Raw genomic sequence first — 17,997 nt, 5'->3', positions numbered from 1 at the left:
CCAGAGGACCTCCTCATGAACCGTTATCCGTTGTGGAAGTACGCGCTGCTCGTCGTGGCGCTGCTGGTGGGCCTGATCTACACCCTGCCCAACCTGTTCGGCGAAGCGCCGGCGGTGCAGGTGTCCAGCGCCAAGGTCGTCGTCAAGATCGACGACGCGGTCCGTCAGCGCGTCGAGCAGGCGATCACGCAGGCCGGCGTCACGCCGGACTTCGTCCACCTGGAAGGCGGCTCGATCCGCGCGCGCTTCCATGACACCGACGCCCAGATCAAGGCCAAGGACGCGATCGCCAAGGCCCTGAACGGCAACGAGACCAGCGATCCGACCTACATCGTCGCGTTGAACCTGCTGTCGCGCTCGCCGGCCTGGCTGACCGCGCTGCATGCGTTCCCGATGTACCTGGGCCTGGACCTGCGCGGCGGCGTGCACTTCCTGATGCAGGTGGACATGAAGTCGGCGCTGACGAAGAAGGCCGAGTCCATGGCTTCCGACGTCCGCACCATGCTGCGCGACAAGACGATCCGCCATGCCGGCGTCAGCCGCGAAGGCAACGACGTCGTCATCAATTTCAGGGATGAGGCGATCCGCACGCAGGCCCAGAACCTGCTGCGCGACCAGGTGACCGACTTCGCCTGGACGCCGTCCGGCGCCGGCACCGAGCTGCGCCTGACGGGGTCGCTGACGCCCCAGGCGGTGATCGCCGTCCAGGACGCCGCGGTCAAGCAGAACATCACCACGCTGCACAACCGGGTCAACGAGCTGGGCGTGGCCGAGCCGGTGATCCTGCAGCAGGGCCGCGACCGCGTGGTCGTCCAGTTGCCGGGTGTGCAGGACACGGCCAAGGCCAAGGACATCATCGGCCGCACCGCGACGCTGGAGATGCGCATGGTGGACGACAGCGCCGAGGCCAATGCCGCGCTGGCGGGCACCGGCCCCGTGCCCTTCGGCACCGAGCGCTTCACGGAGAAGGACGGCGTCACGCCGATCATCGTCAAGCGCCAGGTCGTCGTCACCGGCGACAACCTGAACGACGCTCAGCCGAGCTTCGACGAGAACCACCAGCCCTCCGTGACGCTGAAGCTGGACGCCAAGGGCGCCCGCGTCATCAAGGACGTCTCGCGCGAGAACATCGGCAAGCGCCTGGCCATCCTGCTGTTCGAGAAGGGCAAGGGTCAGGTCGTGACCGCGCCGGTCATCCGCGGCGAACTGGGCAACAGCTTCTCGATCACCGGCGGCGCCATGTCCACGCAGGAAGCCAGCGACACCGCGCTGCTGCTGCGCGCCGGCTCGCTGGCCGCGCCGATGGAGATCATCGAGGAGCGCACCATCGGCCCGTCGCTGGGCAAGGACAACATCGACAAGGGCATCGCGTCGGTGACCTGGGGCTTCGTCGCGGTGGCGATCTTCATGTGTCTGTACTACATGATGTTCGGCGTCTTCTCCGCGGTCGCGCTGGGCTTCAACCTGCTGCTGCTGCTGGCGGTGCTGTCCATGCTGCAGGCCACGCTGAGCCTGCCGGGCATTGCGGCGATCGCGCTGGTGCTGGGCATGGCCATTGACGCCAACGTGCTGATCAACGAGCGGGTGCGCGAGGAACTGCGCGCCGGACTCGCGCCGCAGCAGGCGATCCACGCCGGCTACGAGCGCGCCTGGGCGACCATCCTGGACTCGAACGTGACGACGCTGATCGCCGGCCTGGCGCTGCTGGCCTTCGGCTCGGGTCCGATCAAGGGCTTCGCGGTGGTGCACTGCCTGGGCATCATCACCTCGATGATCTCGTCGGTGATGTTCTCGCGCGCGCTGGTCAACCTCTGGTACGGCGGCCGCAAGCGGCTGAAGTCGGTGGCCATCGGCACCGTGTGGAAGCCCGGCACGACCGCGCTCCCGACCGATCCGGCGGCGGAAGCCGTCGAGGCCAAGTAACAACGGCTGCGGCCCCCTTAGCGAGCGCACCCCGCCATGGAATTCTTCCGAATCAAACGGGACATCCCGTTCATGAAACACGCGTTGATCCTCAACGCCGTGTCCTTCCTCACCTTCGTCGCCGCGGTCTTCTTCCTGGTCACGAAGGGCCTGCACTTCTCGATCGAGTTCACCGGAGGCACGGTGGTCGAGGTCCAGTACGCCCAGGCCGCCGACATCAACAAGACGCGTCACACCGTCGAGCAGATGGGCTTCGGCGAGATCCAGGTGACCAACTTCGGCACCTCGCGCGACGTCATGATCCGCCTGCCGATCAAGCCCGGCGCGAAGCAGGACCAGGTCGCCGACCAGGTCTTCGCGGAGCTCTGCAAGGCGGAGAGGGGCAACGTGGTCTCCCACAAGGAGGTCACGCCGCAGGGGGAATCGGTCGACCGCCGCGCCTGCGCGGTCGGCGACGCCGAGCCGTTGAAGATGACCCGCAGCGAGGTCGTCGGCCCGTCGGTCGGCGCCGAACTGGCGCACGACGCCGCGATGGCGCTGGGCTTCACCGTGATCGGCATCATGCTGTACCTGGCCTTCCGCTTCGAGTGGAAGTTCGCCGTGGCCGGCATCATCGCCAACCTGCACGACGTGGTGATCATCCTGGGCTTCTTCGCCTACTTCCAGTGGGAGTTCTCGCTGGCGGTGCTGGCGGCGATCCTGGCGGTGCTGGGCTACTCGGTGAACGAGTCGGTGGTCATCTTCGACCGGATCCGCGAGGCCTTCCGGAAGTACCGCAAGCTCAACACCCACGAGATCATCGACCACGCGATCACGTCCACGATCAGCCGCACGATCATCACGCACGGCTCGACGCAGATGATGGTGCTGTCGATGCTGCTGTTCGGCGGCCCGACGCTGCACTACTTCGCGGTGGCGCTGACGATCGGCATCCTGTTCGGCATCTATTCGTCGGTCTTCGTGGCCGCGGCGATCGCGATGTGGCTGGGGGTCAAGCGCGAGGACCTGGTCAAGGCGGGTCCCGCCAAGGCCGGCGACCCGGATGACCCCAACGCCGGCGCGGTGGTGTAGTAGAGTCATCCGCACTCCTCAACCTCACGCTCGATGACCGCCGCCGACGCAAGATCCCAGGCCCTGGCTTCACAAGCACGGCGCGTCCACACGGAGGTGCTGTTGCGAGGGCTGCCCGCCATGGTGGCCATCCTGACCACCGCGGTGCAGGATCAGCTCGCACAGCCGGCCGAGCACTCGCTGCAGATGGCCCGGCGCGACGCCTTCGAGGCGTGGCAGCGGTCCTCGACGCCCTGGCATGCGCGCCTGGGCAAGTCGCTGCGGCATGCCTATCACCACGGCGCGGGCGACTCGCGGTCGGCGTCGCTGTCGTCGCGTCCGCAGAACCTGACCCTGGTCAGCGACGACACGATCGAGCGCGAGATCATCGCCTCGCGTCTGGCGCTGGCGATGATGGACAAGGCCAGTTGGGAATTCAGCGACCTCCGCAACCGCATGCAGTCGCTGGAGCGCATCGACGACCTCCCGCAGCAGGACCTGTTGCGCGCGCAGGTGCTGGCGCGGCTGGTGCTCGACGCCTGGTTCGAGGCCGGCCTGACCAGCTCGGTCTGGCAGATGCTGCAGCGCTGGCTGCACCATGAGTGCTCCCAACTGCTGAACGAGGCCTATCACGAAGCCAACCACTGGCTGATCCAGCAGGGCGTGATGCCCGAGGTGGACCTGCGGCCCTTCATCCGTCGCAATGCGCCGGCGGGGGGCATGACGCAGGCCGCGCCGCTGGGTCCCGCGCCAGGCCCCGCCCATGTGCATGGCGGCATCGCACCGCAGGCCGGACAGGTCGCGGCCGCTGGCGCGGGGGCCCAAGGTGGCGGGCCGGTCGGAACGCCGGCCAGCCAGTCGGCCCAGCAGGTGATGGCGCAGTTGCAGCGCGTCCTCGCGCGGCACGTGCCTGAACTCGCGCAGCAGCCTGCCGCCCCTACCCGTTCCGGCGGCATGCCGGCGGCGGGCCCGGCGACGCGCAGCGGTTTGCCCGCCGCCCCCGCCGGTCCGGGCACGATGTCCGGACAGGCGAGCCATGCCGGCGGCGGTGTGGGACAGCTGGGCGGCCCGTCCACGCGGGCCGGCTCGCCGCGGCTGAATGCCGCGATCAATCACGCCCAGGAGGCGGTGCAGCGACGCGCGGACAAGGTCGCGACCGTGGATCAGCAGCTGACCGCGCCGCAGGCGCTCGACGAGATCCGCCAGCGCAACCAGGCGTTGAAGCAGGTCCTGAAGAACGCCGCGGACACGCCGGCCGAACGCGCCACGATCGAACTGGTCGCACTGCTGTTCCAGGCCATCCTGCAGGAAGAGCGCATCCCGCCGGCGATCCGTGTGTGGTTCGCCCGGCTGCAGATGCCGGTGCTGCGCGTGGCCGTCAGCGAGCCCGATTTCTTCGCCGCCGACGATCACCCGGCGCGCCGCCTGATCGACCGGATGGGGTCCTGCGTGATGGGATTCAGCACGTCGACGGCCGAGATCGGCGACGCCCTGGAGCGCGAGATCAAGCGCGTGGTGCAGGTCGTCGAGGCCTACCCCGACACCGGCAGACGCGTCTTCCAGACCGTGCTGACCGAATTCGAGAAATTCCTCGACCACTACTTCGAGCAGGAGAACGAGGTCTCGAAGAAGGGCGTGTCCCTGGCGCAGCAGGTCGAGCAGCGCGAGACCCTCGCGATCCAGTACACGATCGAGTTGCGCAAGATGCTGTCCGAGGTGCCGGTGCAGGACGGCGTGCGCGACTTCCTGTTCCAGGTCTGGGCCGACGTGCTGGCCGTCACGGGCGTGCGCTACGGTCCGCAGGCCGAGCAGACCAAGGCGATGAAGCGCGCGGCGGCCGACCTGATCTGGTCGGCGAGCGCGAAGGTCTCGCGCGAGGACCGGGCCGAGGTGATCCGTCGCCTGCCGCCGCTGTTGAAGACCTTGCGCGACGGCATGGGCCACGCCGGCCTGACGCATGAACGTCAGGACGAGCACATCCGGTCGCTGAACAATGCGCTGGCGGCGGCGTTCACCGCCAAGACCGCGGCGATCCCGCGCGAGCGCCTGGACGACCTGATGAGCCAGCTCGAGACGCTCGAGGCGATGCTCCCTTCGCCCGATTCCGGCGAGATCAACGAGACGCTGGTCCGCGACCTCTCCAGCCACGAGTGCGAGGGCTTGGAAGTGGTGGCCGAAGGCGGCGCCGCGCCGACCACGGCGATGCTGGCATGGGCACGCGAGCTGCAGGTCGGCAGCTGGTACATGCTGGACTATCGCGGCCGGGTCGAACCCGTCCAGCTGGTCTGGCGCGGTCTGCGCCACCACCTGATCCTGTTCGTCTCGCCGCAAGGGCGGGGTGTGTTGTTCCAGCTGAGCCGGCTGGCCGCTTTCCTGCAGGCCGGGTTGATGCTGCCGGCGCAGGACGAGTCGCTCACGGTGAAGGCGACGCGCAACGCGCTCGCCAAGCTCGAAGTCGATCCCACGCGCCTGCTCGCCTGAGCCCGGCGACGCCGGGCGCCAAGTGCGCCAGCGGCGATCAGTGGATCAGGCGTTCTTCCGGCGCAACGAACAGCTCGTCGAGGATCAGCGCATCGGGCTCCTCGCCCAGGCTCCAGAACACCATCAGCACGATGATCTTCAGGTCTTCCAGGTCGAGGGGGCCGCCCGGAATGGCCATGGCGCGATCGATCACCATCTCGCGCATGGCCGTCGGCAGCACGCCGGCCGAAGCCAGGAAGCTGATGAAGCCGACGGAGCTCTCGCCCAGATGCTCCTGCTCGTCGCGCGTATAGACGCGCATGCTGCGGTCGCCGGGCTCGGCGTGATGGGATTCGGCTGCGCCGGCCAGTCCGTCCAGCCACGACAGGGCGTCGCGGATCTCGTCGTCCTCGAACCCGACTGCCGACAGTTTCCGGGTCAGTTGGGCGTGATCCGGGCAGGCGTCGGGGCGCCAGTAGGTTTCGTACAGGTAGACGAGGACGTCAAACATGGCGGGGACTATAACCGACGCCCCGAAAGCCCTTCCGCCCGAAATGAGCGGGCACGCGCACGGATTTCCCCCGTCCGCGAGCCTCGGAACGACGCCTTGAAAATGCCGACGTTCAAGTGGCGCGCCGGCGCTGGAAGCGCGCGCCGGGCAGCCGGGCGACGCGGCCATCCAACTCCAGGTCCAACAGGGTGGCATTGAGTTCGTCCTGCGCCCAGCCGCAGCGTTGGGACAGCTGCTCCAGGGACACCGTGTCGCCGCCGATGGCGCGGAGCAGGGGGTGGTCGTTGCCGATGTCCTCGTTCTCCTCCTTGCTGGCGGCGGCATCCTCGCCAAGCCCGTTGTCGAGCGCCTCACCGAGATCCAAGGCGGCGGTGCGAGGCAGGCCGCCGGCAGGCAGCTCCTGCAGCAGATCGTCCAGTTCCTGGACCAGGCAGGCGCCCTGCTTGAGCAGGTGGTGGCAGCCCTTGGACTGCGGCGCGTGGATCGGTCCCGGCACGGCGAAGACTTCGCGGCCCGCTTCGGACGCCTGGCGGGCGGTGATGAGCGACCCGGACTTCATGGCGGCCTCGACCACCAGGCAGCCCTCCGACAGCCCCGCGATGATGCGGTTGCGTTGCGGGAAGTTCGGCGCCATCGGCGGTGTGCCGACGAAGTATTCACTGACCAGCAGCCCGCGCCGGGCGACGTGGCGGGCGAGGTCGGCGTGGTCCAGCGGATACACCTGGTCCGGCCCGGTGCCCAGGACCGCGATCGTGCTGCCGCGCGTGTTCAAGGCGGCTTCATGCGCAGCGCCGTCGATGCCTTGAGCCAGGCCGGAGACGATGCAGAACCCTGCCTCACCCAGTCCGGCGGCGAAGTCACGCGCGTTCTCGTCGCCCTGCGGACTGGGTCGACGACTGCCGACGACGGCCACGCAGCGCTCGGCCAGCAGTTCGCGTCGGCCATCCAGATAAAGCATCAGCGGCGGATCCGCCGTATGCAGGAGGGGGAGGGGATAGTCGGGGGCGCCGAGCAGCAGGATGGAGCGACGTTCTCCGCCGCCCAGCCAGTCTTCGGTCCTGCGGACCAGCCGGTCGAGGTGGTCCGGCCCATGGGCCAGTCGCGTCGCGTCGTCGGGGGACAGCAGGCTCCCCCAGCCGGCGCGGCCGGCCTGCAGGACCGCGCCCGGAGAACCGTGACGCGCGAGCAGTCGTCGAGCCGCCCCGCGAGAGACGCAGGACAGCAGATGCAGCCAGTCGCGAAGCTCGTCCGGGCCCATCCGTGCGGTCATGGGAACGACCTGATCCGGAGAGCCGCCGCGCAGCCTGTCGCGCTGACCGCTGCCTTCAGGGCTGCGTGAAGCGGTCGCCGCTGACGACCGGATCCTTGGCCGCCAGGATCAGCGCATACGACACGCGGTCGAACACCTGGAAGACGAAGAGCTGGCCGTGACGTTCGTCAGGCAGCTTGATCTCTTCGCGACGTTCGGTCGTCGAGTCGCGCACCACGCGTCCCTTGTGCCACAGCGCCAGCACGTGGCCGCGCTCCATGCCGTCCTGTTTGCCCTTGTTCAGCGCCACGATCTGGTTCTGCCCGGCGATGAGCGCATCGCCGTAAACCGAGATGATGGTGCCGTTGACGGGGCCTTGCGGCGCGTGCGGCACGTAATTCGTATAGCCGCGTTCCGGCAGCGGGGCCAGACGGTCGCCCGACTGCGCTTCCACGCGGTTCAACGTCATCGTCAGCGTCGTCGGGACCTCGGCCTTCGTGCCCTGGCCGCTGCCGGGGCGGGTCAGGTCGGCGGTGCCCACGTAGACGGCTTCGTAGCCCAGCACCTCCTTGGTTTCGGGGTCGCGCAGCGGGCGCGGTTCCCGGAACACGCGGAACGCGGTGGAGCCCTCCGGCATGTTGCCGCGGGCGTAGGCCAGATCGCCCTTGGTCATCCAGACGCGGGCTTCCTGCGCCGAGACGATGCGCGGCGAGCTGGCCAGCTCATTGCCGTTCAGGACCACTGCCTCATTCAGGAAGGGCTCGATCAGGTGCTGCGGGATCGCGGCGATGGAGCCGTCGTACAGCGACTCGGCGCGCACGCGCGGCGACAGCTTGACGGTGCCGCCCGGTCCGCCGGCGCCCACGTCGCGGCCCAGCTGGAGTCGGGCGCGGCCGTCGGACTTGATCAGCATCAGCACCTGACCGGGGTAGATCAGGTGGGGGTTGCGGATCTGGTCGGTGTTCATGCCCCAGAGCTCGGGCCAGCGCCACGGGCTCTTCAGGAAGATGCCCGAGATGGCCCACAGCGTGTCGCCCGTCTTGACGGTGTACGTGTCGGGGGCGTTGGGCGCCAGCTCCGACAGGGGCACGCCGGCCTGTGCGACCTGCTGCGCCGTCTGGCGCTGTCCTTGGGTGATGGGAAAGTCCCCCGCCGCGAACGACGGCGCGGCGGCAAAGGTGCCCGCCAGCAGGGCTGCAGAAATCATCGTCAAGCCCAGCGGCCGCCTTTGCGTCATTACTTGTTCTCCGCGCGCCGAGATCGAAGGCCCCTCGTGGCCAATGGCGCTTTTGTGACGAGGGCCAGACTGACCGCCAAATCGGCGAAAATCAACCGTCTCGCTGCCGTCGATTCTGCCCCGGTTCAGGGGGCCCGGCAATGAACCCGCCCGCCCTCCCTTGCAAGCCCTTACAAACCGGCGTTGTGTGCTGTCCACAGCCGCGCACCGCGCCCCGCGTCCTCACCATGGCGAAACTTTCCATTCTTCGATACCCCGATCCGCGTCTGCACACGGTGGCCAAACCCATCGCCGCGGTCGACGACCGCCTGCGCCGGCTGGCCGACGACATGCTGGAGACGATGTACGACGCCGACGGCGTGGGCCTGGCCGCCACCCAGGTGGATGTGCACGAACGCCTGCTGGTGATGGACGTCTCCGAGGAGCGCAACCAGCCGCTGGTGCTGATCAATCCGGAGCTCGTCGCGCGCAGCGAGGAGATGATGGAAGGCGAGGAGGGTTGCCTCTCCGTGCCGACCATCTACGACAAGGTCATGCGTCACAAGAAGGTCACCGTGCAGGCGCTGGACCGGGACGGCCACACCTTCCAGTTCGACGCCGAGGGCCTGCTGGCCGTCTGCGTGCAGCATGAGATGGACCACCTCGCCGGCAAGGTGTTCGTGGAATACCTGAGCCCGCTCAAGCGCGAACGCATCAAGACCAAGCTGGTGAAGAAGGCCCGCGAGGACGCGAAGCACTGATGGCCGCCGATCCGAACGCGGGTCTGCGCGTCGCCTTCGCGGGCACGCCGGAGTTCGCCGCCGTGGCGCTGCAGGCGCTGCTGGACGCCGGCTTCGAGGTTGCGCTGGTGCTGAGCCAGCCGGACCGGCCCGCCGGCCGCGGCATGAAGCTGCAGGCGTCGCCGGTGAAGCAGCTCGCCGTGGCGCGCGGCATCGACGTGGCGCAACCGCGCAGCCTGCGGCTGGACGGCAAGTTCCCCGACGAAGCAGAGGCCGGCCGGCAGGCGCTGCTGGCCGCGCGTCCGGACGTGCTCATCGTCGCCGCCTACGGCCTGATCCTGCCGAAGTGGGTGCTGGACCTGCCGCGGCTGGGATGCCTGAACATCCACGGCTCCATCCTGCCGCGCTGGCGCGGCGCGGCGCCTATCCACCGCGCCATCGAGGCCGGCGACGCCGAGACCGGCATCACCATCATGCAGATGGACGAGGGCCTGGACACCGGCGACATGCTGCTGCTGGAACGTCTGCCGATCGCTGCGGCGGACACGACCGCGAGCCTGCACGACAAGCTGGCGACTCTCGGCGGCCGGCTGATCGTCGAGGCGCTGGCACTGGCCGCGTGCGGCGGTTTCCATCCGGTGAAGCAGCCCGAGGCGGGCGTCACCTACGCCCACAAGATCGAGAAGGCCGAAAGCCAGATCCTTTGGAACGACGCCGCCGCGCAGATCACGCGCCGGCTGCGGGCGTTCGATCCTTTCCCCGGCGGCGTCGCGCAGCTGGACGGCGAGGCCGTGAAGGTCTGGCGCGCCGAGCTCGTCGAGGTCGACGGCACGCTTGGCGAGCCCGGCCAGGTGCTGGCGGTCTCGCCCGAAGGTCCGGTCGTCGCCTGCGGCGCCGGCAGCGTCCGGCTGACCGAGCTCCAGCGCGCCGGCGGCAAGCGACTGCCCGCGGCGGCCTTCCTGCAGGCCCGGCCGCTCCAGGTCGGTGCGCGGTTCGCTTAACCCTGGCTGAACCGTCGGACAAACCGGCCCGGTGCCGGCTTGAAGCTTGCCTCCTTGCCGTCACATGGGACATCGGGACGGTGTACCGTCCCAGTGATTTCCGTTCGCGGCTCCGGCCGCTGTTTTCGAGGAGTGATTGCAATGTTCAACCTGATGAAGACCGCCATCCTGATGGCCGCCATCACCGCGCTGTTCATGGCGATCGGCTCCCTGCTGGGTGGCCAGACGGGCATGCTGATCGCGCTGGTCGTCGCGGTGGGGATGAATTTCTTCAGCTACTGGTTCTCCGACAAGCTGGTGCTGAAGATGTACAACGCCCAGGAAGTCGACGAGCGCAGCGCGCCGCAGTTCTACAACATGGTCAAGGAGCTGGCCGAACGCGCCCAGCTGCCCATGCCCAAGGTCTACCTGATCGAGGAGAACGCGCCCAATGCGTTCGCCACCGGCCGCAATCCGGAGCATGCCGCCGTCGCGGCCACGACCGGCATCATGCGGGTGCTGTCCGAGCGCGAACTGCGCGGCGTGATGGCGCATGAACTGGCCCACGTGAAGCACCGCGACATCCTGATCTCGACGGTCAGCGCGACGATGGCCGGCGCGATCTCGATGCTGGCCAACTTCGCGATGTTCTTCAGCCCGCGCGACAGCGAGGGTCGTCCGGCCAATCCGATCGTCGGCCTGCTGGTGGCGATCCTGGCACCGATCGCGGCCTCGCTGATCCAGATGGCGATCAGCCGTGCCCGAGAGTTTGAAGCGGACCGCGGCGGCGCCGAGATCTCCGGCGACCCGCAGGCGCTGGCGTCCGCGCTGGACAAGATCCATCGTTATGCCCAGGGCATCCCGCTGGAGACCACCGAGCGCCATCCCGAGACGGCGCAGATGATGATCATGAATCCGCTGTCGGGCGGCGGCCTCCGCGGGCTGTTCAGCACCCACCCGCCGACCGAGGAGCGCGTCGAGCGCCTGATGACGATGGTCCGCCGCTGAACCGCGCGGAACGTCCTGGACTGCCGAAACACCGCCTCCTGGCGGTGTTTTTCATTGGATCGGGGCTGACCGGGTCGACGGCACAATGGCCCGGTACCGCCGGTGCGCCCCGTTCAGGCGCCAGTCCCCGGCGGCCGAAAAGGACAGCATGACCGCCTCTTTCCGTTCCCTGACCGTCCCGGCGGCGCTGCTCGGCGCCGCCGCGCTGCTGACCGGCTGCGATCAGCTCGGCATCGAGGATCCCGCCAAGGTCGCCGCGGCCAAACAGGCCGAGGGCAAGGCCATCGGCGGCGCCTGCCGCAACGCGCTGCGCGCCATCGAGGACTGCTACGCCCTGAACCCCAAGGCCCAGAAGGCCGCGGTGTACGACGGCTGGCGCGAGATGGACGAGTACATGCGGGAGAACAAGCTCGAAGGCACCCGTCCGCAGGTCGCGAACCCGCAGGCCAGCCGTCCCGCCGCCGCGTCGGACGACGAAGAGGAATCGCCGCGTTCGGCCACGGGCAAGGTCGGCGAGCGGGCCGATGACAAGCCGGCCGAGAAGACCTCGGACAAGACCTCGGACAAGACCTCGGACAAGACCTCGGACAAGGGCAAGGGCGGGCATTGAGCGACCGCCGGGCGTCCGGCGTGTCGGTCTGCCCTGCAACTGATCCCGTGGATGGTGCAGTTCGTCATCGCCCGCTCGCGGGGCGGGCGCGTCGCGACGAAGATACGATCATCCGAAAGATCAGGAGATCGCTCATGACCACAACGTCCTTCCGCGCCACCCGCCGCCTGTTTGCCATCACCGCGCTGAGCCTGGCGTCCGTGGGCGCCGTCGGCACCGCGCACGCCTGGTCGCTGAGCTTCGGCAGCTCGCAGCGCATCGAAGGCAACGGCGAGGTCGCCGCCGACGCGCGCGACGTCGGGGCGTTCGACGCGGTCTCGCTGTCGGGGGACTTCAAGGTCTACGTGCGCCAGGGATCGTCCGACAAGGTCGAGGTCAAGACCGACCGCAACCTGTTCAGCTACATCGAGACCAAGGTCGTCGACGGCAGCAAGGGCCGGACGCTGGAGATCACGCCCAAGCGCGGTTACAGCCTGAACGCCCGGGGCACGCCGACCATCACGCTGGACATGCGCCAGTTGAGAGGGCTGTCGATCTCGGGCTCGGGTGACATCCGCGTCGAGCCGATGAAGACCGGCAACCTGGACGCCAGCATCGCCGGCAGCGGCGACCTGCGCGTGCAGGGCCTGGAGGCCGACCACGTGACGCTGCGCGTCGCCGGCAGCGGCGACATGGTGTTCAACGGCAAGGCCAACGCCCTGTCGGTGACGGTGGCCGGCAGCGGCGACGTCAAGACCCGCGAACTGGTGGTCGACGACGCCAAGGTGAGCATCTCCGGCAGCGGCGATGTCACCGTCGCCCCGACCCGCAAGCTGGACGTGCGCATCGCCGGTTCCGGCGACGTCGGTTACGTCGGCAGCCCCGAGATCAGCATGTCCAACGCCGGGTCGGGTTCGGTGCGCAAGCTGAAGTGAGGACCTGAGGCAACGCCTCCGGACGCTCCGGGCACGCCGGTACGCTGGGCGCTGTGTGGACGCCCCTCACCGCGACGGCGGGCGAGGGGCGATTCGCTGGTGCAGCGCGCAGACGACAATCGCGCTCATGGCGGAAGGACTCTCGGCGCTGGTGCGCCACCCTGAATTCAAGCGCGGCTCGAAGGAGATGCTGGGCATCACGCTGGGCATCTCGGCCTGGGGGCTGGTGACCGGCGTGGCCATGGTCAAGAGCGGCCTGGGCGTGGGCCTGTCGCTGCTGATGAGCCTGGTGGTCTTCGCCGGCAGTTCGCAGCTGGCCGCGCTGCCGCTGCTGGCCAGCGGCGCCCCGCTGTGGGTGCTGTGGGCCACGGCCTTCTGCGTCAACCTGCGCTTCGTGATCTTCAGCGCCCAGTGGCGGCTGTACTTCGAGCCGCTGCCGCGCGTGCAGCGGCTGGTCATCGGCTACTTCGCGGCCGACCTCAACTACGTCGCCTTTCTCAAGCGCTTCCCCGAGCTGAAGCCGGATCCGGACAACCAGCTTCCCTACTTCTGGGGCGGCGTGGCGACCAACTGGTTCGCGTGGCAGATCCCGGCCATCGCCGGCATCCTGCTCGCCGACCGCATCCCGACGAACTGGGGCCTGGGTTTCGCCGGCGTGCTGGCGCTGCTGGGACTGAGCTACTCGCTGCTCAAGGACCGCAACACCTGGATCTCCGCCGTCGTGGCCGGCTGCGCGGCAGTGGCGGCCTATGCGCTGCCGCTGCGTCTCAACATCCTGGTGGCGATCGCCGCGGCGGTCGCCGTGGGGCTCCTGATGGAGAAGTGGCAGCCGCCGGCGTCACCGACTTCGGGGTCGTCCGGTTCGTCCGGCCCGTCCTCCGGGAGGTCCGCATGAGCGTGTGGGAAGCGGTGCTCGGCATCCTCGGCATGGCGGTGATCACGATGGTCACGCGCAGCTTCTTCATGATCCCGGACCGCGAGATACCGCTGCCGCAATGGGTTCGCGACGGCCTGCGCTACGCGCCCCTGGCGGCGCTCGCAGCGGTGATCGTGCCGGAGATCGTCATGACGAACGGCGAGCTGATCCACACCTGGAAGGACGCGCGGCTCTACGCGGCGGCCGTCGGCACGGCTTACTTCTTCTGGAAGCGCGGCATCCTCGGGACCATCGTCAGCGGCACCGCGGTGATGCTGGTGCTGAGGATCGGGCTGGGCTGGTGAGCGGGCGGCCGTCACGCGGCTGTTAAGCTGCGGCCCGATTTGCCGGGCCTCCGGCGCACCGCTTTCCAACTACTCGAAGCTCATCATGAACGTCTTGCGTTTCGCCGATCTGATCGCCGCCGGCAAGGTGGCCGACCAGCGCGTCTTCATCCGCGCCGACCTGAACGTGCCGCTGAACGACGCCGGCCAGATCACCGAGGACACCCGCGTCCGCGCGTCGATCCCCGCGATCGAGATGGCGCTGAAGGCCGGTGCCGCGGTGATGGTCACTTCCCATCTGGGCCGCCCGACCGAGGGTGAATTCAAGCCGGAGGACTCGCTGGCGCCGGTCGCCAGGCGCCTGGGCGAGCTGCTCGGCCGCGACGTGCCGCTGGTCGCGAACTGGGTCGACGGCGTCGACGTGAAGCCGGGCCAGGTCGTGCTGCTCGAGAACTGCCGCGTCAACAAGGGCGAGAAGAAGAACAGCGAAGAGTTGTCGAAGAAGATGGCCGCGCTGTGCGACATCTTCGTCCACGACGCCTTCGGCACCGCGCACCGCGCGGAGGCCTCGACCTATGGCATCGCGCAGTTCGCGAAGATCGCCTGCGCCGGCCCGTTGCTGGCCGCCGAGATCGACGCCATCACCAAGGCGCTGGCCAATCCGAAACGTCCGCTGGTGGCGATCGTGGCGGGCTCCAAGGTCTCGACCAAGCTGACCATCCTGAAGTCGCTGTCGGCCAACGTCGACGGTCTGATCGTCGGCGGCGGCATCGCCAACACCTTCCTGCTGGCGGCTGGTCTGAAGATCGGCAAGTCGCTGGCAGAGCCCGACCTGGTCGGCGAAGCCAAGGCCGTCATCGAGGCCATGAAGGCACGTGGCGCCGCGGTGCCGATCCCGGTGGACGTGGTGACGGCCAAGACCTTCGCCGCCGATGCGCCAGCCACGGTCAAGGCCGCGACCGAAGTGGCGGATGACGACCTGATCCTGGACATCGGTCCGAAGACCGCGGCCCTGCTGGCCGAGCAGCTGAAGGCGGCCGGCACGATCGTGTGGAACGGTCCGGTCGGCGTGTTCGAGTTCGACGCCTTCGCCCACGGTACCGAGACCATCGCGCGTGCCATCGCCGAGTCCGAAGCGTTCTCGATCGCCGGCGGCGGCGACACGCTGGCGGCGATCGCCAAATACGGCATTGAAGACCAGGTGGGCTACATCTCCACCGGCGGCGGCGCCTTCCTCGAAGTGCTGGAAGGCAAGACCCTGCCGGCGTTCGAGATCCTGGCCAAGCGCGCGCAGGGTTGAAACCGAAGGGCACGGAGACGGGCATCGCGCCCGTCTGGCTGGCGCTGGTCGCGCTGGCGGCGTCGTTCTTCCACCAGCTGATGCTGCTGGTGCCGGCGGCGCTGGTGACCGTGGCGCCGGCCGCCGTGTTCGACAACTGGCTCTTCTGGGGTGCCGGTGTCCTGGCCTTCCTGCTGATGGCCTGGCTGGCGCAGCCGAGCTGGCACGGAGCGCCGCAACGGCTGACCCGCGAGCAGGCGCCGCGGCTCTACGCCCGCGTCGACGAGATGACCGATGTCATCGGGGCTCCGCGCCTGCATGCGATCGCGATCGACGACAGCATCAACGCCGGGGCGCTCGAAGAAAATCGCGGTGTCTCGCTGCGGCCGACCCGGCGGGTGCTGATCCTCGGCCTGCCGCTGCTGCGCCTGCTGGACACTGCGGCGGCGGAGGCGGCCATCGCGCATGAGCTGGGGCACTTCTCGCGCCGGCATGGGCGGCTCGGACATTGGCTCTATCGCACGCGGGCGGCCTGGACCGCCTGGGCGGCCAGCGTTCGGGAGGATGAGGAAGACAGCAGCCCGTGGGATCGCGCTGGCGCGAATTTCGCGGAGCTCTTTCTCCCGTGGTTCAACCGCGCTTCCGAGGCGCATTCGCGACGCTGCGAGTTCGAGGCCGACGCGCTGGCCGCGAAGTGGGCGTCACCGGAGGCGTTGGCGCATGCGCTGCTGTTGATCGAGATCGCCCTCATGCGGCAAGGCGGTGCCTCCACCTCGCTGGACATGGAGGCGCTGCGCGCCAGCGGCGAGCCGCCCGCGCAATGGGCCGACGAGCCGGTCAAGGAACTGGTCGAGCGCCCGCCGACACCGGAAGAAATCACTGAAGCACTGCGCCACCGCCAGCCGCGAGGAAGTCATCCGCCGCACCGCCAGCGGATGGAGGCGCTCGGCGTGGTCGGGGAATCGCTCGATCTGCGCCCACCCGCCTGGGAAGAGAGCGCCGCCGCCCAGTGGCTGGAAGCAGCCTGGCCGGAGCTTTGCCAGGCCCAGGGACCGTGGGCCGGTGCCGCCGAACGCCTGATGTGGACGATGGCGCACGAGGCGCTGCGCAGCCTCGACGCGGGCGCCCCGCGCGTGTTGCCTGAGTTGCCTGAGTTGCCGGCATCGTCGGACGAGGCGGCCTGGCGTCGTCTTCATCGTCGGCAAGCCGCAGCCCAAGAGGCGATCGAGCACGGAAGGATTCAGCCTTGCGAGCTCGAGCCGTCGCAGGTCGAGGCGCTCCGCCGGGCGGTGTCGGTCAATGCGGCCATCGTGCAGGCTTGGCTCTTCGACGTACCGGTGGAGCCGCCGACGGTGGCCGTCGTGCTGCGTGTCGATCCGGAACGGATGATCGCGATGAAGCTCACCCTGGAGCAGGTGGCGACGACGTTGGCCTTGACGATGAGGCTCGTACTGCCAGCGGAGCGCGACTGGATGCCACGCTTCAGCTACATGACCGAGGGGTTGCCGCCAGAGCTGCAGGCGCGCGTCGATGCGACGCCGCGCCTGAAGGGATGAAGACCTGAAGCTTCAGATCCCCAGGTAGGCCGGCAGCTTCCCGTCGGCCGGCTTCACAGCCGCGAAGCGGGCGGCCAGCTTGGACTGCAGCGCGACGGGCAGCGGCGCGAAGCCGGTGCCGCGCGTCAGGTCGTCGCCGTGCATGAAGCACCAGTACAGGAAGCTCATCACCGGCGCCGCACCGACGCCGGTCGCGGGCGAGGCGTCGATCAGGATGAAGCTGGTCATCGTGATGGGCCAGCTTTCCGCGCCGTCGCGGTCCATCAGCGAGGCCAGGTCGTCGCCCTTGCGCGAGAGGTCGCTGTTGGCGATCGCGGACTTGAAGCCGGTCTCGCCCGCTGCCACCCACTGGCCCGCGGCATTGCGCAGGCGCACGCCGTTGAGCTTGTCGCGCTGCACGCGGTCGTAGCTCACATACGTGATGGTGCCGGCCGCGGCTTTCAGCGCCTTGGCCACGCCGTCGTTGCCCTCGGCGGCTTCGACCTCGCCGGGCCATTTCGGCTGCGCATTCGCGCCCACCTCCTTCGCGAAAGCCGGCGACACCGCGCTCAGATACTTCGTGAAGCCCTCGGTCGTTCCGGACTTGTCCGCCCGGACGATGCGCTTCACCGGCAGCGCCGGCAGCGCGACACCGGGATTGAGCGCGGCGATGCGGCCGTCGTTCCACTTCGCGACGCGCCCCATCATCAGCTCGGCGAGCAGGTCGCCCGTCAACTGCAGGCGACCTTCCGGCACGCCCGGCAGGTTGACCACCGGCACGATGCCGCCGACCAGCATCGGGATCTGGACGAGCTTGCGCTTGACCAGCTCCTCCGCGGCCAGCGGCGAGTCGCTGCCGCCGAAGGCGACACCGCGCGCGGTGATCTGCTTGACGCCGTCGCCGGAGCCCGTCGGCTTGTAGCTCACGGCCTGACCCTTGGTCTTCTCATAGGCCGTGGCCCAGCGGCCGTAGACCAGCGAGGGGAACGAGGCTCCCGCCCCGACCAGCGCGGCAGTCTGCGCGAACAGGGCCCGCGGGGCGCCGAGGGCGAGGGTGACCGGCAGGGCGGCGGTCAGGCGAAGTAGCGCACGGCGCTGCGAAGTCGGGAGGGTGGACACGGCGGAGGCTCGAAAGAGGTAAACGACAGCGGCGCGAATTCTAATGAGCACGTCCTTCGCACGCCGTGATCGAGGCGCTGGTCCCCTCACTTGCGGGCGGATCCCGGAAGGATGCTTCCACTTGCGGGCAAATCCCGATGCGCACGCCACGGCGCGCATCGGCGATTGCCATCTTTGCATGGGAGTTAAAGCTGAAGTCATCG

The 17,997-nt window shown here is 68.8% G+C and carries 16 protein-coding genes; 12 read left to right on the top strand and 4 right to left on the bottom strand.

The features are described from left to right. Positions 1–15 precede the first annotated feature (15 nt). From secD to PV762_RS11570, 3 genes are read left to right on the top strand one after another with little or no spacing between them, the layout of a single operon-like run. A complete protein-coding gene (gene secD, locus PV762_RS11580; protein WP_421035179.1) occupies positions 16–1,923 on the top strand; it encodes a protein translocase subunit SecD in 1,908 nt (635 codons plus the stop codon). A gap of 36 nt (positions 1,924–1,959) precedes the next feature. Continuing rightward, positions 1,960–2,994 (top strand): protein translocase subunit SecF, encoded by a 1,035-nt coding sequence (gene secF, locus PV762_RS11575; protein WP_421035178.1) that lies wholly within the window; start codon positions 1,960–1,962, stop codon positions 2,992–2,994. 33 nt (positions 2,995–3,027) lie between these two features. Beyond that, positions 3,028–5,454 (top strand): DUF1631 family protein, encoded by a 2,427-nt coding sequence (locus PV762_RS11570; RefSeq protein WP_421035177.1) that lies wholly within the window; start codon positions 3,028–3,030, stop codon positions 5,452–5,454. A 37-nt stretch (positions 5,455–5,491) separates the two neighbouring features. On the opposite strand, the gene PV762_RS11565 is transcribed toward PV762_RS11570, so the two are convergent. The 3 genes from PV762_RS11565 to PV762_RS11555 all read right to left on the bottom strand — a co-directional run bounded on the left by PV762_RS11565 (position 5,492) and on the right by PV762_RS11555 (position 8,430). Next, complete coding sequence (locus tag PV762_RS11565) at positions 5,492–5,944, bottom strand: DUF494 family protein (RefSeq protein WP_421035176.1); 453 nt, start codon at positions 5,942–5,944, stop codon at positions 5,492–5,494. Positions 5,945–6,056: 112 nt separating this feature from the next. Beyond that, positions 6,057–7,214, bottom strand: a complete 1,158-nt coding sequence (gene dprA / locus PV762_RS11560) for a DNA-processing protein DprA (protein WP_421035175.1) — start codon at positions 7,212–7,214, stop codon at positions 6,057–6,059. Between the two features lie 55 nt (positions 7,215–7,269). Next, a complete protein-coding gene (locus PV762_RS11555) occupies positions 7,270–8,430 on the bottom strand; it encodes a LysM peptidoglycan-binding domain-containing protein (RefSeq protein ID WP_421035174.1) in 1,161 nt (386 codons plus the stop codon). 227 nt (positions 8,431–8,657) lie between these two features. On the opposite strand from PV762_RS11555, the gene def reads away from it, so the two are divergent. From def to PV762_RS11510, 9 genes are all read left to right on the top strand, one after another. After that, positions 8,658–9,170 (top strand): peptide deformylase, encoded by a 513-nt coding sequence (gene def / locus PV762_RS11550; protein ID WP_421035173.1) that lies wholly within the window; start codon positions 8,658–8,660, stop codon positions 9,168–9,170. A 23-nt stretch (positions 9,171–9,193) separates the two neighbouring features. Then, the gene (fmt, locus tag PV762_RS11545; protein WP_421035236.1) at positions 9,194–10,150 is read left to right on the top strand and encodes a methionyl-tRNA formyltransferase; all 957 of its coding nucleotides are present in this window, start codon (positions 9,194–9,196) and stop codon (positions 10,148–10,150) included. 141 nt (positions 10,151–10,291) lie between these two features. Beyond that, positions 10,292–11,137 carry a zinc metalloprotease HtpX gene (gene htpX / locus PV762_RS11540; protein WP_421035172.1) on the top strand — a complete coding sequence of 282 codons (846 nt, stop codon included), beginning with the start codon at positions 10,292–10,294 and terminating at the stop codon, positions 11,135–11,137. 148 nt (positions 11,138–11,285) lie between these two features. After that, complete coding sequence (locus tag PV762_RS11535) at positions 11,286–11,747, top strand: hypothetical protein (RefSeq protein ID WP_421035171.1); 462 nt, start codon at positions 11,286–11,288, stop codon at positions 11,745–11,747. A 134-nt stretch (positions 11,748–11,881) separates the two neighbouring features. Then, positions 11,882–12,661, top strand: a complete 780-nt coding sequence (locus PV762_RS11530) for a head GIN domain-containing protein (RefSeq protein ID WP_421035170.1) — start codon at positions 11,882–11,884, stop codon at positions 12,659–12,661. Between the two features lie 127 nt (positions 12,662–12,788). Beyond that, positions 12,789–13,556, top strand: a complete 768-nt coding sequence (locus PV762_RS11525; RefSeq protein WP_421035169.1) for an AzlC family ABC transporter permease — start codon at positions 12,789–12,791, stop codon at positions 13,554–13,556. Beyond that, complete coding sequence (locus PV762_RS11520; protein WP_421035168.1) at positions 13,553–13,882, top strand: AzlD domain-containing protein; 330 nt, start codon at positions 13,553–13,555, stop codon at positions 13,880–13,882. Before PV762_RS11525 ends, PV762_RS11520 begins: the two co-directional genes overlap by 4 nt. An 85-nt stretch (positions 13,883–13,967) precedes the next feature. After that, positions 13,968–15,161, top strand: a complete 1,194-nt coding sequence (locus PV762_RS11515) for a phosphoglycerate kinase (RefSeq protein ID WP_421035167.1) — start codon at positions 13,968–13,970, stop codon at positions 15,159–15,161. After that, positions 15,158–16,696, top strand: coding sequence for a M48 family metalloprotease (locus tag PV762_RS11510; protein ID WP_421035166.1), 1,539 nt, complete (start codon positions 15,158–15,160; stop codon positions 16,694–16,696). The genes PV762_RS11515 and PV762_RS11510 overlap by 4 nt, the downstream gene beginning before the upstream one ends. Before the next feature lie 12 nt (positions 16,697–16,708). Here the strand turns inward: PV762_RS11510 and pstS are convergent, their stop codons facing one another. Next, positions 16,709–17,794 (bottom strand): phosphate ABC transporter substrate-binding protein PstS, encoded by a 1,086-nt coding sequence (gene pstS / locus PV762_RS11505; protein WP_421035165.1) that lies wholly within the window; start codon positions 17,792–17,794, stop codon positions 16,709–16,711. Positions 17,795–17,997 lie beyond the last annotated feature (203 nt).

The sequence above is a fragment of the Mitsuaria sp. CC2 genome, assembly GCF_048957715.1.
Taxonomy (GTDB): domain Bacteria; phylum Pseudomonadota; class Gammaproteobacteria; order Burkholderiales; family Burkholderiaceae_C; genus Roseateles.
The sequence above is the reverse complement of the archived record's forward strand: the minus strand, read 5'-3'. Positions and strand labels throughout refer to the sequence as shown.

What these genes read in the sequence shown, in the direction of transcription:
- htpX (WP_421035172.1), top strand. Translation starts at nt 10,292, where the DNA reads ATGTTCAACCTGATGAAGACCGCCATCCTGATGGCCGCCATCACCGCG.
- secD (WP_421035179.1), top strand. Translation starts at nt 16, where the DNA reads ATGAACCGTTATCCGTTGTGGAAGTACGCGCTGCTCGTCGTGGCGCTG.
- PV762_RS11515 (WP_421035167.1), top strand. Translation starts at nt 13,968, where the DNA reads ATGAACGTCTTGCGTTTCGCCGATCTGATCGCCGCCGGCAAGGTGGCC.
- PV762_RS11565 (WP_421035176.1), bottom strand. Translation starts at nt 5,944, where the DNA reads ATGTTTGACGTCCTCGTCTACCTGTACGAAACCTACTGGCGCCCCGAC.
- secF (WP_421035178.1), top strand. Translation starts at nt 1,960, where the DNA reads ATGGAATTCTTCCGAATCAAACGGGACATCCCGTTCATGAAACACGCG.
- dprA (WP_421035175.1), bottom strand. Translation starts at nt 7,214, where the DNA reads ATGACCGCACGGATGGGCCCGGACGAGCTTCGCGACTGGCTGCATCTG.
- PV762_RS11530 (WP_421035170.1), top strand. Translation starts at nt 11,882, where the DNA reads ATGACCACAACGTCCTTCCGCGCCACCCGCCGCCTGTTTGCCATCACC.
- PV762_RS11525 (WP_421035169.1), top strand. Translation starts at nt 12,789, where the DNA reads ATGGCGGAAGGACTCTCGGCGCTGGTGCGCCACCCTGAATTCAAGCGC.
- def (WP_421035173.1), top strand. Translation starts at nt 8,658, where the DNA reads ATGGCGAAACTTTCCATTCTTCGATACCCCGATCCGCGTCTGCACACG.
- PV762_RS11535 (WP_421035171.1), top strand. Translation starts at nt 11,286, where the DNA reads ATGACCGCCTCTTTCCGTTCCCTGACCGTCCCGGCGGCGCTGCTCGGC.
- PV762_RS11520 (WP_421035168.1), top strand. Translation starts at nt 13,553, where the DNA reads ATGAGCGTGTGGGAAGCGGTGCTCGGCATCCTCGGCATGGCGGTGATC.
- PV762_RS11555 (WP_421035174.1), bottom strand. Translation starts at nt 8,430, where the DNA reads ATGACGCAAAGGCGGCCGCTGGGCTTGACGATGATTTCTGCAGCCCTG.
- PV762_RS11570 (WP_421035177.1), top strand. Translation starts at nt 3,028, where the DNA reads ATGACCGCCGCCGACGCAAGATCCCAGGCCCTGGCTTCACAAGCACGG.